20 protein-coding genes and 1 tRNA gene are annotated in these 19074 nt (G+C 57.0%); 14 read left to right on the top strand and 7 right to left on the bottom strand.

Annotated elements, in window-relative coordinates; all coding sequences use genetic code 11:
- Positions 1 to 45 precede the first annotated feature (45 nt).
- The 4 genes from ACQZ51_RS01145 to ACQZ51_RS01130 all read left to right on the top strand — a co-directional run bounded on the left by ACQZ51_RS01145 (position 46) and on the right by ACQZ51_RS01130 (position 1778).
- A complete protein-coding gene (locus ACQZ51_RS01145) occupies positions 46 to 621 on the top strand; it encodes a helix-turn-helix domain-containing protein (RefSeq protein ID WP_448774620.1) in 576 nt (191 codons plus the stop codon).
- 18 nt (positions 622 to 639) lie between these two features.
- A complete protein-coding gene (locus ACQZ51_RS01140) occupies positions 640 to 1158 on the top strand; it encodes an N-acetyltransferase family protein (RefSeq protein WP_448774618.1) in 519 nt (172 codons plus the stop codon).
- Positions 1159 to 1230: 72 nt separating this feature from the next.
- Positions 1231 to 1542, top strand: a complete 312-nt coding sequence (locus ACQZ51_RS01135) for a SelT/SelW/SelH family protein (RefSeq protein WP_448774617.1) — start codon at positions 1231 to 1233, stop codon at positions 1540 to 1542.
- Between the two features lie 149 nt (positions 1543 to 1691).
- A tRNA-Leu gene (locus ACQZ51_RS01130) sits at positions 1692 to 1778 on the top strand.
- A gap of 172 nt (positions 1779 to 1950) precedes the next feature.
- Here ACQZ51_RS01130 and ACQZ51_RS01125 read toward each other — a convergent pair.
- Positions 1951 to 2274 (bottom strand): pilus assembly protein N-terminal domain-containing protein, encoded by a 324-nt coding sequence (locus ACQZ51_RS01125; protein WP_448775702.1) that lies wholly within the window; start codon positions 2272 to 2274, stop codon positions 1951 to 1953.
- A gap of 514 nt (positions 2275 to 2788) precedes the next feature.
- On the opposite strand from ACQZ51_RS01125, the gene ACQZ51_RS01120 reads away from it, so the two are divergent.
- The 9 genes from ACQZ51_RS01120 (at position 2789) to ACQZ51_RS01080 (ending at position 11665) form a co-directional block, all read left to right on the top strand.
- Positions 2789 to 2977 (top strand): Flp family type IVb pilin, encoded by a 189-nt coding sequence (locus ACQZ51_RS01120; protein WP_448774616.1) that lies wholly within the window; start codon positions 2789 to 2791, stop codon positions 2975 to 2977.
- A 98-nt stretch (positions 2978 to 3075) separates the two neighbouring features.
- On the top strand, positions 3076 to 3588 hold the full coding sequence (locus tag ACQZ51_RS01115; RefSeq protein ID WP_448774615.1) for an A24 family peptidase: 513 nt from the start codon (positions 3076 to 3078) through the stop codon (positions 3586 to 3588).
- Between the two features lie 124 nt (positions 3589 to 3712).
- Positions 3713 to 4522: a Flp pilus assembly protein CpaB gene (gene cpaB / locus ACQZ51_RS01110; RefSeq protein WP_448774613.1), complete on the top strand. Its 810-nt coding sequence runs from the start codon at positions 3713 to 3715 to the stop codon at positions 4520 to 4522.
- On the top strand, positions 4519 to 6111 hold the full coding sequence (locus ACQZ51_RS01105) for a type II and III secretion system protein family protein (protein WP_448774611.1): 1593 nt from the start codon (positions 4519 to 4521) through the stop codon (positions 6109 to 6111). Before cpaB ends, ACQZ51_RS01105 begins: the two co-directional genes overlap by 4 nt.
- Positions 6112 to 6125: 14 nt before the next feature.
- On the top strand, positions 6126 to 6806 hold the full coding sequence (locus tag ACQZ51_RS01100; RefSeq protein ID WP_448774609.1) for a CpaD family pilus assembly protein: 681 nt from the start codon (positions 6126 to 6128) through the stop codon (positions 6804 to 6806).
- Between the two features lie 35 nt (positions 6807 to 6841).
- Positions 6842 to 8131, top strand: a complete 1290-nt coding sequence (locus ACQZ51_RS01095) for an AAA family ATPase (RefSeq protein ID WP_042616297.1) — start codon at positions 6842 to 6844, stop codon at positions 8129 to 8131.
- A 37-nt stretch (positions 8132 to 8168) separates the two neighbouring features.
- Positions 8169 to 9638, top strand: coding sequence for a CpaF family protein (locus ACQZ51_RS01090; RefSeq protein WP_448774608.1), 1470 nt, complete (start codon positions 8169 to 8171; stop codon positions 9636 to 9638).
- Between the two features lie 23 nt (positions 9639 to 9661).
- Entirely contained in the window at positions 9662 to 10666 is a 1005-nt protein-coding gene (locus tag ACQZ51_RS01085) for a type II secretion system F family protein (RefSeq protein ID WP_448774606.1), read from the top strand.
- A gap of 12 nt (positions 10667 to 10678) precedes the next feature.
- Positions 10679 to 11665, top strand: a complete 987-nt coding sequence (locus tag ACQZ51_RS01080; protein WP_448774605.1) for a type II secretion system F family protein — start codon at positions 10679 to 10681, stop codon at positions 11663 to 11665.
- A gap of 67 nt (positions 11666 to 11732) precedes the next feature.
- On the opposite strand, the gene ACQZ51_RS01075 is transcribed toward ACQZ51_RS01080, so the two are convergent.
- Positions 11733 to 12446: a tetratricopeptide repeat protein gene (locus ACQZ51_RS01075; protein WP_192063827.1), complete on the bottom strand. Its 714-nt coding sequence runs from the start codon at positions 12444 to 12446 to the stop codon at positions 11733 to 11735.
- Between the two features lie 254 nt (positions 12447 to 12700).
- Between ACQZ51_RS01075 and ACQZ51_RS01070 the strand changes: the two genes are divergently transcribed.
- Positions 12701 to 14098, top strand: coding sequence for a leucyl aminopeptidase family protein (locus tag ACQZ51_RS01070; protein ID WP_448774603.1), 1398 nt, complete (start codon positions 12701 to 12703; stop codon positions 14096 to 14098).
- A gap of 132 nt (positions 14099 to 14230) precedes the next feature.
- On the opposite strand, the gene pncB is transcribed toward ACQZ51_RS01070, so the two are convergent.
- From pncB to ACQZ51_RS01045, 5 genes are all read right to left on the bottom strand, one after another.
- Positions 14231 to 15535, bottom strand: a complete 1305-nt coding sequence (gene pncB, locus ACQZ51_RS01065) for a nicotinate phosphoribosyltransferase (protein WP_448774601.1) — start codon at positions 15533 to 15535, stop codon at positions 14231 to 14233.
- 171 nt (positions 15536 to 15706) lie between these two features.
- Positions 15707 to 16066 (bottom strand): hypothetical protein, encoded by a 360-nt coding sequence (locus tag ACQZ51_RS01060; RefSeq protein ID WP_448774600.1) that lies wholly within the window; start codon positions 16064 to 16066, stop codon positions 15707 to 15709.
- Between the two features lie 88 nt (positions 16067 to 16154).
- Positions 16155 to 17000 carry a C40 family peptidase gene (locus ACQZ51_RS01055; protein WP_448775700.1) on the bottom strand — a complete coding sequence of 282 codons (846 nt, stop codon included), beginning with the start codon at positions 16998 to 17000 and terminating at the stop codon, positions 16155 to 16157.
- Between the two features lie 58 nt (positions 17001 to 17058).
- The gene (locus ACQZ51_RS01050) at positions 17059 to 17403 is read right to left on the bottom strand and encodes a MarR family winged helix-turn-helix transcriptional regulator (protein WP_155398727.1); all 345 of its coding nucleotides are present in this window, start codon (positions 17401 to 17403) and stop codon (positions 17059 to 17061) included.
- A gap of 315 nt (positions 17404 to 17718) precedes the next feature.
- Positions 17719 to 18825: a DUF475 domain-containing protein gene (locus tag ACQZ51_RS01045; RefSeq protein ID WP_448774598.1), complete on the bottom strand. Its 1107-nt coding sequence runs from the start codon at positions 18823 to 18825 to the stop codon at positions 17719 to 17721.
- Between the last annotated feature and the right edge of the window lie 249 nt (positions 18826 to 19074).

Here is a 19074-nt window from a genome sequence, read left to right as displayed (position 1 = left end):
ATGTGGCATCTTGACTCCATCTTGAGAGATTTTTAATCTCATATAATGGAAAACCATGATGACATCGAGCGGTCCATTGCGGAGCGCATCAAACATCTCCGCCAAGAGCGCAATCTGACACTTGACCAGCTCGCCTCCACATCCGGCGTTAGCCGGGCGATGATTTCGCGGATAGAGCGGGCGGAAGCCAGCCCGACGGCTGCGCTTCTGGCACGCATCTGCGCGGCCTTCGGGCTATCGCTATCCGGCTTCTTTGCGCAGGATGAAGACGCCGCCTCACCGCTCATCAAACGGCAGGACCAGCCGAGATGGCAAGATCCTGATACCGGCTATATCAGACGCGCGATTTCCCCTCCCCTTAACGGGTATGATGTCGATATCGTCGAGGTGGAGTTTCCGCCATATGCCAAAGTGACCTTCCCGCCGCACACGGCAAGCCGGGGCATGGTGCAATATGTATGGCTGCTGGAAGGCGCACTGGAGATGACGACCGGCGGCGAGGTGCACCGGATGGGGCCCGGCGATTGCCTTTTCATGCCCATCGGCGAAGGACACATGTTCCACAATCCATCCGATACATCGGCGCGCTACGCCGTGGTGCTGGACCAGCGCAAGAGCTGACATCTTCAGGAGTTACGAATGACCCTCATCCTCACATTGACCAAGCAGGAAACATTGGCCGCGTTGCCAGAGCTCTGCGAGGTTCTCTCCGATTGCGTCAATGGCGACGCGTCCGTTGGCTTCATGCTGCCCTTCTCACCCAATGATGCAGAGGCCTATTGGCGCGGCGTGGCTGATGCCGTGGATCGAGGTGAGATCATCCTCGTTACCGCGCAGGTGAATGGCAAAATCGTCGGCACCGTTCAGGTCGGGCTGGCAACAAAGCCCAACCAGCCGCATCGGGGCGATCTGATGAAGCTTCTCGTGCATCGCTCAGCGAGGGGCCTCGGCCTCTCCCGCAAGCTGATGGACCACGTGGAAGCCGAAGCGGCGAGGCGTGGCCGAACCCTTCTGGTTCTGGACACCGCCACCGGCAGCGATGCGGAAGCCATCTATCTCAGGTTCGCCTGGCAGCGCGTGGGTGTCATTCCCGACTACGCGCTGTTTCCCGATGGTCGCTATTGCGGCACGACCCTGTTTTTCAAGCGAATCGGTTAGCCCACACACTTGCAAATCAGCTGCGCCTGGCGAAACATGCTTTTCACGCCTTTCCGCAGATATGAGGATACGATGCAAGACGCCGCCCCAAAACCACGCATTGCCATCATCTACTGCACCCAGTGCAACTGGCTCCTGCGCTCCGCCTGGATGGCGCAGGAACTGCTGCACACATTTGCCGACAGCCTTTCAGAGGTAGCGCTGGTTCCGGCAACCGGCGGCCGATTCGAAATTCTGGTCGGCGACGATGTCATCTGGGAGCGCAAGCGCGATGGGGGCTTTCCCGGCCCCAAGGACCTCAAACAGCGCGTTCGCGATATGATCGACCCGAACCGGGACCTCGGTCATTTCGACAGAGCCCCGAATGAAGGGATTGATAGCTGATTCTCAAGCCGGCTTCAGAGATGAAGGCGGCTTGGCGTTGAACTCCCACAGGCTGATGTCGTTTTTTTCGCTTAAAAATCAATGATCGTCACAAAACTTCAAAATGTCTGTTGACACCAGACGGCTGCCCCCGTACATGGCTCCTCGTCGCCCAGATGGCGGAATTGGTAGACGCGCCAGCTTCAGGTGCTGGTACTCGAAAGGGTGTGGAGGTTCGAGTCCTCTTCTGGGCACCATTCCATTTTTGATCTTTGCCAGATCAACAACTTAGCAAAAATTCGCAGTGAAAATCACGCCTTCGGGCGCAGGCGGATTTGCGCGCTTTCACGTGCCGTAAGCGCAGACATGCACGAGCACAGCTGACGTTTTCAGCAATGCCCGTGGCGCAGTGATATCTTCAGAAAAGTGTTATTGGCCGCTGGCCGTGCCGCCTTCAGTGGGCGCGTGCTCTTCGCAGTTCGGTGTGCAGGACAAGACCGTGCGGGCCGTCTGGCGGAAGACGCGGACGGTGTTGCCTTCATCAATGGAAACGAGCACGCGCTCATCAACAATAGCATTTCCGTCAATATCCAGCAGGACCAGGTTTGTGGTGCCAAAGCTGCGTCCTGTCAGCACGATGGTCGTTGCATCCGCAACCGTGGCATCTGCGACTTTGGAGTTGCCGATAATGACTTTGCTGACCGGCCTATCCAGCTTCAGCACGCGGGCATGATTCATGGAAACACGCAGCATATCGCCATCGGCTGAGAAAACTGCCGTCGATGACGCGATGACCACAGCCAATGTAACAGCGATTCGTGCCGTGGAAATGGACAGCATGGGTCGGGACAGCCTTGATTGGAGCGGGCGCGCTATAGTCATGAAATCACCATGCGCGGGATTGGTGAATGAAGCGTTAAATCGCAATCCCATTATGGCATAGGCGCAAAGCTTTGCGCCTCCAGTTTTTTGCGCCACTATGGGGCATGCCCCATTTTGAAACTCGATATGCGTCACAATGAAACTTTATCCGAGAGGGAATTAAAGCGTGTTTTCCGCAAGAATCAGGACTTTGAGCGATGTATAAATATTGAGATTCTACTTTGATCTATTGTTTACTATGCTCCACGTGACCCTCGCTTAATCATTTCTTAAGCACTTTTTTTAAGTGGTTGGAAATCTACCCTCGCTAGTTTGGCTGGAACCGAACAACGGAAAACAGTTGTCGGCGTGCTGAACAACAATCGAAAAGTTTAGGAGAACCCGCATGACAAAGATTTTCGCTCGCTTCATGAAAGACGAGTCCGGCGCGACCGCCATCGAATACGGCCTGATCGCAGCGTTGATTTCCGTCGCTATTATTACTGGTGCAGGGGTTGTTGGAACACAAATTGGTACGCTGTTCACAAACATCGGAACAAAAATGACAGCTGCTGCGACGACATCAGGTCAGTAATTGAGTCGCTTAGCGCGCGAAAGGACCGCCGCCCATGACTGGGCGGCTTTTTGTTCTGGTTTACTTTCTTGTAAATAAGCTAAAGGCTAGGGCGCAGAATGGTTGCTGGAATTGTATTCTTTATCCTCCCTATGGGACTTGCCCTCGCAGCAATCTCAGATCTTTTTACGATGACGATTCCCAATCGTATCTCTGTGTCCCTTTTCTTTGCTTTTATCCTAATTGTTCCATTGACTGGAATGGACTGGAACATGTTCGGCATGAACCTGCTCGGTGGCCTCGTAGTCTTTTCTGCTTGCTTTGCGCTCTTTGCGCTCAATGTAATGGGTGGCGGCGACGCAAAACTTCTTGCCGTGTCTGCTATCTGGTTCGGATTTAATTTCTCATTGGCACTCTTCATACTAAGCGTTGCAGTCATCGGAGGACTGCTGACAGTCGGTATCTTGCTGTTACGTTCACGTTCTCAGGAAATCATGGTGATCGGCCTCCGACTTCCAGACTCTCTTCTTGTCGCCAAAAAAGTCCCTTACGGCATTGCGATCGCTGCCGCTGGCTTACTCACCTATCCAGAGGCGCCCATCGTGCAACTCGCCATGCAAAGCATTTCGTAGGCGAGCGCCTGATCCCGGCGGCGTTTAAATCTCATTAACCACAGCGCGACACATTTTATTAACTATAATTACACCAATGGCGGGCCATGGTGGGGAGAGATTCTGACTCCTTCAAGGCCCAAGCATGAAACCGTCTCGCATCGTCATTCTTTCAGTCGCCGTGGTCGCCGCCGGTCTGGCCGGTTTGCTGGCCACGCAGCTTGGCGGCCCGCAGCAGGTTGTCGAGCACGCGGAAGCCATCATTCAGAAAGAACCGACGGTCAATATTCTGGTGTCTTCCGTCAATCTGCCTGTCGGAAGCCGTCTGAGCGCGGATTCCGTGCGGTGGGCGGCATGGCCGCAGGGCAGCATTAATGAGAATTTCGTGACCGAGGCCAAACGGCCAGACGCCATAACCGAGCTGACCGGCTCTGTGGTGCGCCTGCCCTTGTTTGAAGGCGAGCCACTGCGGCCTGAGAAGGTGGTGGATTCCAGCACGCGCATCATGTCTGCCCTGTTGCCAGCGGGCAAACGGGCTGTGGCGACGGAAATTTCCGTTGCTACGGGAGCAGGTGGTTTCGTGCTTCCCAACGACCGTGTCGACGTGATCATGGTTCGAAAGGGTGATGCGGGGGCTTTCCTGACCGAAAACGTTCTCAACAATGTCCGTGTTCTGGCCATCGACCAGCAGATCAAGGAAGGCGAAGACGGCACCACCGCCGTCGTTGGTGCAACGGCCACGCTGGAACTAACGCCGGAACAGGCAAAGATCATGACGGTGGCGCAGCAGATGGCGGATCGCCTGACACTTTCGCTGCGCTCGGTTGCTGACGCGCAGGACAGCGACACCACATCTGCCGACTATCTCCTGAGTGGGGGCTCGGGAAAACCGGCTATCCAGATCATCAAATCCGGCTCAATCGTCCGGGACGGACAGGGAGGGTCGGCACAATGACCAGACACCGCGCAATTTCCTGCCTGACAAAAGCCATGCGCTCGTCCGTTACGGGCGGACTGGCGTTCTGCATCGCATTCTCGGGCTTTCCCGGTTTGAACGCGCCTCCGGGCCTAGCGACACACGAAGCACTGGCCCAGAGCGCCAGCATCGTACGGATCAATGAAAGCGGCCAGGGTGTTCGCAAGCGGCTAAAGCTTGGGCTTAACAAGGCGCTGGTCATCGACCTGCCGCAGGACGCCCATGATATTCTGGTTGCAGACCCCAGCATGGCAGATGCCGTGACGCGCAGTTCACGGCGTATCTACCTGTTCGGCAAGGCGGTCGGCCAGACCAATATTTTCATCTTCGGAGATCAGGGGCAGGAAATTGTCAGCCTCGATCTGGAGGTCGAGCGAGATATTACCGGCCTGCAAGCCAATCTTCGTCGCTTCATTCCAGAATCCGACATTCGTGTTGAAATCGTATCGGACAATATCGTCTTGTCTGGAAGTGTGCGCACGCCTCAGGATTCCGCCCGTGCCGTTCAGCTTGCATCCGCCTTCCTGAAGGGCGGTGAGGCAACCACGCGCAATATTACCGAGACCAGCCAGAGCAACGGCGATGGTGCAGTTGCCATCTTTGCGGAAGACCGCCAGGCATCATCCATCGTCAATATGCTGACAATCGAGGGTGAAGACCAGGTCACGTTGAAGGTGACGGTTGCGGAGGTCAGCCGGCAGGTTCTCAAGCAACTCGGCTTCAACGGCTCCATCAGCGGTTCCGGCAGTGACGCCAGCGGCCGCATCTCCTTTTCCAATCCATCGAACCTTGGCAACGCAATCGGCCTTGCTGGCACAGGTAATATTGCTGGAACCATCGGCAAGGTCACGCTGGGCAGCTATTTCAATGCCATGGAGCAGGCCGGTGTCATGCGCACACTGGCAGAACCGAGCCTGACAGCCATCTCTGGCGAACAGGCGAAATTCTATGTTGGCGGCGAGTTCCGCCTGCCTGCGGAACAGGAAGTGGCTATTGACGGGACGACCGGTCGGCCCACAGTGACGCGCACCACAGATACGGTCGATTATGGCATCGAACTGAATTTCCGTCCCGTCGTGCTGTCACCCGGACGTATCAGCCTCAAAATCGAGACCAATGTCTCAGAGCCCACCTATGAGGGCAGCGCCGTCACCGGCAACGGCAGTAGCGTCAGCATTCCCGGCAGCACCTATCTGTCGATCCGCAAGCGCGAAGCTTCCACAAGCGTGGAGCTGCCATCCGGCGGTTCCATCGTGATTGCCGGTCTTGTGCAGGACAATGTTCGCCAGGCCATGTCCGGCCTGCCCGGAGCTTCCAAGGTGCCCATCCTCGGCACATTGTTCCGCAGCAAGGACTTTATCCGAAACGAGACCGAGCTTGTCATCATCGCGACGCCCTATCTGGTGCGACCGGTGGCGCGCAACGAAATCGCCCGCCCGGATGACAACTTCAACCCGGACAATGATGCCGGCATGTATTTCATGAACCGCGTCAACAAAGTCTATGGAAACCGGCAGCAGGCTCACACACAGCCCTATCAGGGCTCGGTAGGGTTTATTTACAAATGATGAAAATGCACCCAATGACCCCGTCCAGAAACACTTCCCGCCTTCGCAGAGCCGGGATCACCCTCTCATTGCTGACCGCAACCCTGCTGCTTCAGGGATGTGCGCGCGACCCGATGTCGACTGGCGCCATTCCCGATGACTACAGAACCCGTCACCCGATCACCCTTTCGGAAGCGCAGCACTCGCTGGATATTCCGGTTTCTGCTGGCGACAACCGTCTGACCATCGGCATGGCCGATACCATCAAGGGGTTTGCGCAGAGCTATACCGCGGTTTCCTCCGGGCTGGTGCAGATCCAGGTGCCGACGGGATCGGCCAATTCTGCCGCCGCGTCGATTCTCAAGCGCCAGATCCGCTCCGTGCTGAGCAATTCCGGCATAGCGTCGAGCAAGATCGTGGAAACCCATTACCGCGCAGCACCAACGGGCGATGCTGCTCCCATTCGCCTGAGCTACATTGCCATGACGGCTATGACAGGGCAGTGCGGACAATGGCCGGAAGACCTTTCCGACAACACCTATTCCAATAAGAACTGGTACAATTTTGGCTGCGCATCGCAAAACAATCTCGCCGCGCAGGTGGCAAACCCGATGGACCTCGTCGGTCCACGTGGCATGAGCGCAATCGATGCTGAGCGCCGCTCCGTGGTGATCGGTAACTATCGCGCAGGCAAGAACACCTCCACGGCGGACTGATACCGACGAGAACGCACGCGGCAACAGGAAAAACAATGAGCCCGGTCAATTACGATATTCAACAGGCCAATCCGCAAGAGTCCTATTCCGAGGAACCCTTGCGCATGGGCGATCTGGACGGCTTGAGACCCCTGCCCCGCATCTCCATCCATGCCTTTTGCGAAAGCGAAGGCATTCAGCGGCTGATGGAGCGCCTTTCGGGCGACCGACGCATGAACAAGGTCAGCCTGCGCGTCACCAATGGCGAAATCGAAGCGGCAGCGACGATGTTTTCATCCAGCCCAACGCCAAACCTGATCGTGCTGGAAACGGCGCGTGAACCGTCTAACCTGCTGAGCGACCTTGCTCCTCTGGCTGAGGTCTGCGACCCCACGACACGCGTCATCATCATTGGTCGCCACAACGATATCGCGCTCTACCGGGATCTGATCCGCAACGGCATTTCGGAATACCTCGTCGCGCCGGTGACGATGCCGGACCTGCTGGCGTCGATTTCTGCCATTTTCGTTGACCCGGAAGCAGAGCCGCTTGGCCGCAATATCGCCTTCATCGGCGCAAAGGGCGGCGTCGGGTCATCGACCATCGCGCATAATTGCGCCTTCGGCATTTCCAACCTGTTTTCGACAGAAACCATTCTTGCCGATCTCGATCTGCCGTTCGGCACCGCCAATATCGACTTTGATCAGGACCCGGCTCAAGGCATTGCCGAGGCGGTCTATGCCCCGGAACGTCTGGATGAAGTGTTTCTCGACCGGTTGCTGACCAAATGCTCCGAGCATCTTTCTCTGCTCGCCGCACCGTCGCTTCTGGACCGGCCTTATGATTTCGAGCGCCTGGCCTTTCAGCCGCTTCTGGAGCTTTTGCAGCGCAGTGCCCCGGTTGCGGTTCTGGATGTACCTCACATCTGGTCCGACTGGACGCAGACGGTGCTGGCCGACGCTGACGAGGTGGTGATTACGGCTGTGCCTGACCTCGCCAACCTCAGAAACACCAAGAACCTGCTGGATGCCCTGAAAAAACTGCGACCGAACGACAAGGTGCCGCACCTTGTGCTCAATCAGGTCGGCATGCTCAAGCGTCCGGAGATCGCCCCTGCCGATTTCTTCGAACCGTTGGAAATAGAGCCGATTGCCATCATTCCGTTCGATGTGCAGCTTTTTGGAAATGCCGCCAATAGCGGACGGATGATCAGCGAAATCGACGCGAAATCATCGATTGCCGAAACATTCTCGCAGATTTCACACATCGTTACGGGCCGTTCTGCCGCGCGCAAAGCAAAGCGGGCCGGACTTGGCAAGTTCATGGATCTTATAAAACGCAAGTGATGCACGGCTTGGCCGTGAAACATACCGGAAGACACAAATGTTCGGAAAACGTGGCAACGAAGGTCCCGCAAGGGGCGCATATAGCGGGCAGGCAGCACCATCTGCACCTGTACCGCCTCCTGTTGCAACGGCACCACGCGCCGAGCAGACGGACATGCTTGTCATGGCCCCACCCGCGCCGCCAACCCATGCAGCTCCACCCCAGGTGCGCAAGCGCGTTCGCACGGATGAATACTACCAGACAAAGGCGCAGGTTTTCTCAGCCCTGATCGATACGATCGATCTGTCGCAACTGGCGAAACTGGACACGGAAAGCGCCCGCGAAGAAATTCGCGATATCGTCAACGACATCATCACTATCAAGAATTTTGCGATGTCGATTTCCGAGCAGGAAGAGCTGCTGGAAGACATTTGCAACGACGTTCTGGGTTATGGTCCCTTGGAGCCGCTGCTGGCACGCGACGATATTGCCGACATAATGGTCAACGGGTCGGGCCAGACCTTTATCGAAGTCAACGGCAAGACCATCGAATCCGACATCCGGTTTCGTGACAATGCCCAGCTCCTGTCGATCTGCCAGCGCATCGTCAGCCAGGTTGGCCGTCGCGTGGACGAATCGAGCCCGATTTGCGACGCCCGCCTGCCCGACGGATCGCGCGTCAACGTCATCGCCCCACCGCTTGCCATTGATGGCCCCGCGCTGACGATCCGAAAGTTCAAGAAGGACAAGCTGACACTCGACCAACTGGTACGCTTTGGTGCGATCAGCCAGGAGGGTGCGGTTCTCCTGCAGATCATCGGGCGCGTGCGGTGCAACGTCGTCATTTCAGGCGGCACGGGTTCGGGCAAAACCACGCTTTTGAACTGCCTGACGAGCTATATCGACAAGACTGAGCGCGTCATTACCTGCGAAGACACAGCCGAACTGCAGCTTCAGCAACCGCATGTCGTGCGGCTCGAAACCCGCCCGCCCAACATTGAAGGCGAAGGCGAAATCACCATGCGTGACCTCGTCAAGAACTGCCTGCGTATGCGGCCAGAACGCATCATCGTCGGCGAAGTGCGTGGCCCTGAAGTCTTTGACCTTCTGCAGGCGATGAACACCGGCCATGACGGCTCCATGGGTACCATACACGCCAACACGCCGCGTGAATGCCTGAGCCGCATGGAATCGATGATTGCCATGGGCGGCTTCAGCCTTCCGGCCAAGACAGTGCGGGAAATCATCTCGTCTTCCGTCGATGTCATCATTCAGGCAGCCCGCCTTCGCGATGGTTCGCGCCGCATAACGCAGGTAACCGAAGTGCTCGGCATGGAGGGTGATGTCATCATCACCCAGGATCTGATGCGCTACGAAATGGAAGGCGAGGACGCCAACGGACGTCTGATCGGTCGCCATGTTTCGACGGGAATCAGCAAACCATATTTCTGGGATCGTGCACGCTATTTCAACGAGGAAAAGCGGCTCGCCGCCGCTCTCGACGAGATGGAAAAACAGTCTCAATAGCCAAGACCAAGGCGGAATGCACAATGAACATGACGGTGCTGTTGCTCGTGATCCTCGTCGCCGTTTCGGCAGGAGCGATGGCCTATGTCTTCCTGTTCCCTCAGATCGAGGTCGAAAAGAAGACAGCAAGCCGTGTGAGCCGGGTAAAGGCTGCTGAAACCGACCGCATCAAGATCAAGGCTGCGCGAGACCGCGTGCAGGAGATGAGCAAGCGCCGAAAATCGGTGCAGGACACACTCAAGGATCTCGAAAAAAAGCAGAACGAGAAATCAAAGCACCGGCGCGATAACAGCGTTCGCGGCAAGCTCGTTCAGGCCGGTCTGTCCATATCCATCCAGAAATTCTACCTCATGGGCGGCGGGCTTGGGCTTGCCGTCTTTTTGGTATCACTTCTCTATGGCGCACCGCTTCTGCTTGCTCTTGGCGGCGGAATGGTAGGCGCACTTGGTCTGCCGCGCTGGATCCTCGGCTTTCTGGTCAAACGTCGGCAGAACAAGTTTCTGGAAGAATTTCCCAACGCGCTTGATGTCATGTACCGCTCCATCAAGTCGGGCCTGCCGCTTAATGATTCCGTCCGGCTGATCGCGTCAGACGGGCAAGAGCCTGTGAAGACCGAGTTTCAGCGGGTTGTCGAAGCCCAGCAGGTGGGCATGAGCATTCCCGAAGGCATCAACCGCATGATGCTGACCATGCCTTTGTCTGAGGTCAACTTCTTCGGCACCGTCATCACCATTCAGGCGCAGGCCGGTGGCAACCTCTCGGAGGCGCTTGCCAACCTGTCCAAGGTGCTGCGTGAACGTCGCAAAATGCGGGCCAAGGTCAGCGCACTCTCCATGGAGGCCAAGGCATCGGCGGTCATCATTGGCGCGCTTCCCTTCATAGTGGGTCTCCTCGTCTACCTGACATCGCCGGACTACATCGCGGTGCTTTTCAGCGATCCGCGCGGGCATCTTATTCTCGGCGTATCCGGGTTCTGGATGCTCATCGGCATCGTTGTCATGCGCCAAATGATCAACTTCGATATTTGAGGCGCAAGAGCAATGTCACAGGAACTGATCGCCAGCCTCGTCAACCCGCACCTCATCATCGCCCTCCTCGTCGGCGTGGCCGTCTTTGCAACATTTTATACGCTTGCCCTGCCCTATTTTGAAAAGGGCGACCTCAGCAAGCGCATGAAGGCGGTCTCCACCGAGCGGGACCAGATCAGAATTCGTGAACGTGACCGCATGGCCGAGGCGGCCAAGGGTGGAAAAACGACGCTGCGCGCCAACAACAACAAATCTGCAACGCGGATCGTCGAGCGCTTCAACCTGCGCGAAGCCTTGGTGGATGCCAATACCGTCAACAAGCTGAGGGCCGCGGGCTACCGTTCCCAGAACGCATTGAACACGTTTCTGGCGGCGCGTTTCATTCTTCCCTTCATCTTTCTGCTGCTGGCATTCCTGTGGGTCTTCGTCATGGGCAATCTGGCGACACGACCCTTCGGCCTGCGGCTGATGGCCGTTCTTGGCTTTGGTTATCTCGGCTTCTACGCGCCCAACATCTTCATTTCCAACCAGATGTCCAAACGGCAGAAATCCATCAAGCGGGCATGGCCGGATGCGCTGGATCTGATGCTGATCTGTGTGGAATCCGGGGTATCGATGGAAGCGGCAATGCGCCGAGTTGCCGAGGAGATGGCCGATCAGTCTCCCGAACTTGCCGAAGAAATGGTGCTGACCACGGCGGAGCTGTCGTTCTTGCAGGACAGGCGCACCGCCCTTGAGAATCTGGGCATTCGCACGCAGTTGGATGGCGTGAAAAGCGTGGTGCAGGCGCTGATCCAGGCAGAGCGTTACGGCACACCGCTGGCACAGGCCCTGCGTGTTCTGGCGCAGGAAGGCCGTGACGAGCGCATGAATGAAGCGGAGAAGAAGGCCGCGGCACTGCCGCCCAAGCTCACCGTGCCAATGATCATTTTCTTCCTACCGGTGCTGATCGCCGTCATTCTCGGGCCAGCTGGCATTCGCGTCTCTGACACATTTTAAAGAGCTGTAGACACCAAAAAGGCGCCCCGCAGGGCGCCTTTTGCATTCATTCAGATCAGTTCGGCAATCAGTTGGTCGCCGTCTTCTTGTTCTTGTCGGAAAGCTGCGACCATGCGTTCTGCTGGGACAGCATGCCGCGCAGATAGGTCAGATTTGCCTGCGCCTGCTGTGCAGAAAGCTCCTGCATGGCAATGCGTTCCGCTTCCTCGAAGCGTCCCTGAAGTCCGACGACGAGTGCAAGGTTCTGCCGGATGCGGCTATCGGCACCGGGCTGGGAGGCCGCAGAGCGCATATAGGTTTCCGCCGTGCGTGGATCATTCTGAAGAACGTAGGACATTCCAAGATTGGATAGAATGCTCGGATCATTCGGCTTCAGATCAAGCGCCTGACGGTATTTCGCCCGCGCTTCTCCCGAACGGCCCAGTTGATCGAGAACCGCACCTTCAGCAGAATAGAGACGCCAGTCAGGCCGATCGGGCGTTTGCGCGCGCGTGATGGTGCTCAGCGCCTGTTCCAGCTGCCCGGCAGCCGCCTGCGCCTTGCCGTAGGACGCCAGAACCTCACGGTCGGATGGGTAGGCGATGGCAACCTGCTGCATGACGGCGAGAGCCTGCGTGTTCTTGCCGGTCATCATCAGCACATTGGCGTAGTTCAAGCCCGTATTGCGGTCCTTGGGGTTGCGCTCATAGGACTTACCGACGGAAGCCTCGGCCTGCCGCAGCTGGTCCATGTTCATCTGGTCATAGGAATGGGACACCGCCGGAATGGAGCCGGTGGACATGCGATCGGGTTTGTTGGTAGCGCATCCGGCAAGCGACAAGGCAAGTGCTGCGGCGTAAACGCCGCGTACCAACAATGAATGGCGCGCTGAAAGGGAAGAAACAGCAATCACGACATTGCCCCCGGCTCCTGGATTAAATCTATACGGGCAACGCAGCGCGATTTCTCTCGACGCAACCCTCGCTCCAGCAATAATCTGTTAACCCTAACAGAATGTTAATTTGACCGTTCCAGCACCCCTTTCGAGAGCATCCCATGTCCCATTACCAATATATCGAACGCGCCACGCCTTTCACGTCCAAGGGGGGAAAAACACTGCCGGTCTTTGCGGTCACGCCTGCCCATATCGAACAGGCTGCGATTGACCCTATTGCGCTGGACTGGGCGCGCAAAGCGGGGTTTAAGGGCGATGCCGGTGCTATCCTTCTGGTGCCCTCGGCAGAGGGTGCTCTGGGTGGAGCACTGCTGGGGCTAGGCACCAACCCTTCGGAATTTCCCTTCATTACCGGCAAACTGGCGCGTGAACTGCCGGAAGGCGAATGGCATATTGAAACGGCACCTCTCACCGTCAACCGCCTGATGCTCGGCTTTGGTCTGGGCGCCTATCGTTTCGACAAGTACCGCACCTTGAAAAGCAGTGGCGCAAAGCTGCTCATGCCCCGCGATGCGGCAGATGCTGAGATCAAGCGCATTCTGGCTGGCGTCTATCTGGCCCGCGATCTCATCAACCTACCTGCCAATGATATGGGGCCTGACCAGCTTGAAATCGCTTTCCGCAGCCTTGCCGCCCACTATAAGGCGCAGGTTAAGGTCGTGGCCGGTGAGGACCTGCTGAAGGAAAACTTCCCTCTGATTCACGCCGTTGGCCGCGCCAGCGAAAGTGCGCCTCGCCTTCTGGACATGCGCTGGGGCAAGAAGGGCAATCCGCGCATCACGCTAGTCGGCAAGGGTGTCTGCTTCGACACGGGCGGCCTCGACATCAAGCCGTCTTCTTCCATGGCGCTGATGAAAAAGGATATGGGTGGAGCCGCCAATGTGCTGGGTCTCGCCTTGATGATCATGGATGCCCGGTTGCCGATCGAGTTGCGCGTCCTCGTGCCTGCGGTGGAAAACTCCATTTCCTCGAACGCCTTCCGCCCCGGCGACATCTATCAGAGCCGCAAGGGCCTGACCGTGCAGATCGACAATACCGATGCGGAAGGTCGTCTCGTGTTGGCGGACGCTCTGGCCTGTGCGGATGAAGATGCGCCTGATCTGATGATCGACATGGCGACACTGACGGGTGCTGCCCGCGTCGCACTTGGTCCCGATGTTCCGCCTTTCTTCACCGATGACGAGGATCTGGCCCACGGCATAGCGGATGCGAGCATGGATGTTGATGACCCGTTGTGGCGCCTTCCGCTCTACATGGGCTATGACAAGGATATCCGCTCCCGCGCAGCAGACATTACCAATGCGCCTGCTGGCGGCATGGCTGGCTCCATCACCGCCGCCCTCTTCCTCAAGCGTTTCGTCACGCAGACGAAGAGCTGGGCGCACCTAGATATTTACGGCTGGTCGCTTAGCGAGCGCCCGCATTCATCCATCGGTGGCGAAGCGCAGGGCATTCGGGCACTGTTCCATTACATCTCGCGTAACTTCGCAAAGAACTAGCATGGGAATGGGGGCGGAAAACCGCCCCTTTAGAGCAATTCCAGCAAAAGTGGGAACCGGTTTTGCGTCCGGAATTGCGTGAAAACAAAGCGATAGAGCGTTTCCGGTGAACCCGTGTTCACCGGAAACGCTCTATACGCGCACGTCCTGATCCTTGCGGTCTTCCTGACCGAAGAATTTCAGGTAGCGTTGCACCTCTCCCGGTTCTCCGGTTGCCTTTTGCGGGTTATCGGAGAGCTTGACGGCCGGACGGCCATTGGCATCGATAACCTTGCAGACGATAGAAATCGGCTTCAGGCTTTCAATGGTATTGGGTGCGCAGCCTGCGAAATCATTCGTCAGATTGGTGCCCCAGCCGAAGCTCATTCTGACGCGGCCTTCGAAATGCTTGTAGGTGTCGATGATGGCATCGACGTCCAGACCGTCAGAAAAGATCAGAAGCTTCTTCTTTGGGTCACGGTCCATCTTCTGCCACCAGTCGATGATCTTCTCGCCGCCTTCGATAGGCGGTGCGCTATCGGGTCGAAAGCCTGTCCAGTCCGCCACCCATTCAGGTGCATTGCGCAGGAACGCCGCTGTGCCGAACGCATCTGGCAGGACGATCAGCAGATTGCCGCCATAAAGACGGTTCCAGTCCTTCATCACCTGATAGGGTGCGGCGGCGAGGCTTTCGTCATTCTGGGCCAGAGCGGCCACCACCATCGGCAATTCATGCGCATTGGTGCCGACAGCCTCCAGATCCGAATCCATGGCCAGCAACACATTGCTGGTGCCGGTAAAGGCCGGACCGATGCCTTCTTTCAAAGCTTCGACGCACCAGCGTTGCCACAGGAAGCTGTGGCGGCGGCGCGTGCCGAAATCGGAAATGCGCAGGCCCGGCAATTCCCGCAGGCGCTCCACCTTCGCCCACATTTTTGCCTTGGCGCGGGCATAGAGAACATCGAGCGTGAAATACCCAAGCGAGCGCATGGCGCTGCGCGAACGCAACTCGTTGATAATTGCAAGCGCTGGAATTTCCCATAGCGTGGTGTCCATCCAGCGACCGTGGAAATTCAGTTCATACTGGCCATCACGCTTGAACAGTTCATATTCCGGCAATTGATAGCTATCCAGCCAGGACAGGAATTCGGGCTCGAAAATCTGGGCACGACCATAAAATGTGTTGCCGGCTAGCCAGATGCTTTCCTTCTTGGAAAGCCGCAGACTGCGGGCGTGGTCAAGCTGCTCGCGCAGCTCCATCTCATCGATTTCATCGGCCAGCTTGACCGTCTTGGAACGGTTGATGAGTGAGAAAGTCGCGTTGACCTCTGGATAGATTTTCCAGATCATCTGCAACATCAACAGCTTGTAGAAGTCCGTATCGATGAGGCTGCGCACAATCGGATCCAGCTTCCAGGCATGATTGTGAACACGGGTTGCGATATCTATCTTCGTCATTGCTGCTGAAATCCCCCGTGCCGACCGAGCCGACACCCCTTGCGCGTTACCAAAGGCTTGACATCGTGATGAGCCTTATTCGCTCTCCAATCAGAGACTTATCTGAAAACAGGATCAAGTCCAGACCGGTTCAGGCAAAGACAGTTCCGTGAATGAGGGATAGCGAATGTTTCAAAAATCCACAGCTGGCGGGTTGATCCCCGGATACCAGTCTCTAGAGGTGGGAGCACGCGTGCCAGTGGCGGAACCTCCGGCTGAGCCGGTGCAGCGGTAGCCCTGAACTGGCAATCCCTGACTGCCGAAAACATCCCGGTAAGCGCCATCAGGGTAACCGGACTGAACGGATGTGGAATAGCAATTATACCGCTCTTTCGGGCGAAGCGTCTTCGGGTCCTTGACGCCCGGCAGATTGGTGTAAGCATCCGGCGCGGGCATGAAGCCCTTCTCGTAAACCGTCTGCGCCCGCGCAATCGTTGAAAACGAAATGACGGCTATACCCAGAGCTGCGGCGCATGATGCCAATCTTGCCATATCGATGACCCGTATTAAACTGCCTGCCTTCATATAGAAGCCACCCCGGCACCGGAACAGTGCAGAAGCCAAACGTTTTCGTGAAAGTCTAGAGACGGCGGAAGGCCGTGGGCATCTCATAGAGCCAGCCGATCCGCTTGATGGCCCCATCAAGGTTCTCCCGTGATACATTCATGGTGTGGCCGTTGGCGTGGAGAAGCGTCTGTTCGTCCTCCATGATGCCGACATGGCCCTTCCAGAAGACGAGATCGCCCCGGCGCAATTCATCCCGGCTGATATCAGTACCGAGCGTGCTGACCTGCATATCCGTATCGCGCAGGACCGATCTGCCAACCATCGCGGCAGACAATTGCACCAGACCGGAGCAATCGATACCGAAACCGGAGCGTCCGCCCCAGAGATAGGGTGTTTCCAGAAAGCGTAGGGCGACAGACACGTAATCATCCGCTACGCATTCGTTCACAGCCATGCAGTGGGCGGCGATGATGCCTTCGCCTTTTGCGGTCATCAGATAGCGCGTTCCGCGCGTCTCTTCCTCTCCAACAACAGTGACAAGGCTGCCCATGGAGAGCGCAGCGACGGGCGGCTTTCTCAGCTCGGCCTGCGGGTAGAGAAAGGTGCGGGGTGCGATGATACGGTGGGTCGGGGCGACCGTTTCCCCGATGGCCGCTTCCGGCACATAGCCAGCATAGCCATCCGCATCGGCCTGAACCCAGGCCCAGCCATTTGCCCTGTCAAAGACACGCACCGCCTCTCCCAGCAGCAACTCGGTATCAATGCCGCATGCCAAATCCGGCTTGGGGCGAAGGCCGATGACGGGAAGGATGACGCTGGCAGGGGTGCCGGTGACATAACGTTGAGCCTCCACCTTGCCCCGCAGTCGCTCATCGGCAAGATCGGCCCGGAAGATGTTGAGGCGCTGGTCAAGGGGCATGTCTGGGGATGTCATATTGCTGTGTCCTCGGTTTATGCACGGTCCAATGATTGCCAACCTATATCGTTCGTGCCTGCGCGATAACCAGATCTCCGAATTTTTCCAGATAGAGCGCACCTGTGACGGTGCGCTTGATGATGACGTTGCGGCGGTCGCGCGGGTCGCGCTCACGCTCCACAAGCCCTATCGCGCCCATGCTGTCCAAAGCGCGGGTTATGACCGGCTTGGTTACGCCCAGCACGGCGGCCAGGCCGCGAACCGTATGGGGAGGAGGCACAAGATAAATATGCAGAAGGATCGCCATCTGGCGGGATGTCAGGTCCGGCCCATCATCCTCGACCTGCGCCAGCACCACCCGGTGCCAAAGGCTCAGCGCTTGCGACGGCGACAGTTCGAAAGACACACTCGGCTCCATTCATTGGTTCCGCAGGGGATAATGACCGGAGCATAGTCTCGCAAAACCGTGAACAAAATGAAACCGCCGACATCCATTCTGTATCCGTTTGGTACAGAGCAGTGTCGGCGGTCTCTTTGCCCGTTATCGAGCTTTTATGTCCCCTCTGGACTTGGCAATAGACATGCATGAAACGTGCCAGATGAAAAACTGCCAGTTACACGCCGAAAATCGCATTCAGAGGGTAAGTTGCTTCGGCAATTCAGCCACCGAAGCTCATTTTTTAAGCGATGCGCCATCTGAGAAGCATCGCGAACAAGTCGCTTAATGCTTGGTGCTATGTCCAGCGGCCAGCTCATGGGCTCTTTCGCGCTTGTTGTAGCGGATAGAGGACCACAGCGAGATACCGATGAGTGTCGCGCCGCCCAGACCCGTAATGACTTCGGGAATATGGACAAGGCTCTGGACATACATGATCACCGACAGGATGAGGATGGCATAAAATGCGCCGTGCTCCAGATAGCGGTATTCCGCCAGCGTTCCCTTTTCGACCAGCATGATCGTCATCGAGCGGACATACATGGCACCGATGCCAAGGCCGATGGCGATGATGAACAGGTTGGAGGTGAGCGCGAAGGCACCGATCACGCCATCGAAGGAGAAGCTTGCATCGAGCACTTCAAGATAAAGGAATGCGCCGAAACCACCCTTGGCAGCACCTTCCAGCACCTGCTGGCTGCGGTCCAGAATACCACCCAGAACTTCCACCAGAAGGAAGGTCAGGAGACCCCAGATAGCTGAGCTGAAGAACACGTTTGCTGCTTCCGGCCCGAGCTTCGGGTCAGCGCTGCCCGCGATGATGCGCGAGAAGACGAGCATGACGATCAGCACAAAAGCGATCTCGATGCCCTTGATGGAGGAATAGGTCGCAATTTTCTCTTCGACCCAGCGGACCCAGTGCACGTCTTTTTCGTGATCGAAAAAGAAGCTGAGGCCGACCATCATCAGGAACGTGCCACCGAAGGCAGCAATCGGCAGATGCGCGTCCTTCATGATCTGCGCGTAACGATCCGGCTCTGTTGCCGCCATGACCATGGCTGTCCAAGGACCAACATTAGCAGCAACAACGACGATGAGCAGCGGGAAGACGATACGCATGCCGAAGACGGCAATGAGAATGCCCCATGTCAGAAAGCGATGCTGCCATTCCGGCGTCATGTCTTTCAGCTTGTTGGCATTGACGATGGCGTTATCGAAGGAAAGCGAGATTTCGAGAACAGCCAGAACCGCACAAATGAAGAAGATCGTGGCGGTACCGCTGACGGTACCTGTCATCTGCCAGCCGAGATAGCCGCCCAGAATGAGGCCGACAACGGTGACGATAAAGGCCCACTTGAAGTAGGTCAGTGTGGATTTTGTGCTTGTGGTCATTACAGCGCTCCCAGCAACGATGTGCGAACAGGAAAACGCGGCGCAGACGTGACAGAAAGCGCACGCACAGAATGCATGGTCAGATTTTTCATGGGTTACAATCCGCCGGCGTAATAAGCAGGCGGTACCGACATCACGAGAGCGCCGTAAAACTCTCGCCAGAGGGGCCCGGCACCTAAGTTCATCTTCCAAAGCCCGATGTCAGGGCGCTGGTAATATATTTGTAGTCTCGCAACTCGCCTGCTTCGT

The organism is Agrobacterium sp. CG674, from assembly GCF_053521645.1.
This window is presented reverse-complemented; position numbering and strand designations above follow the sequence as displayed.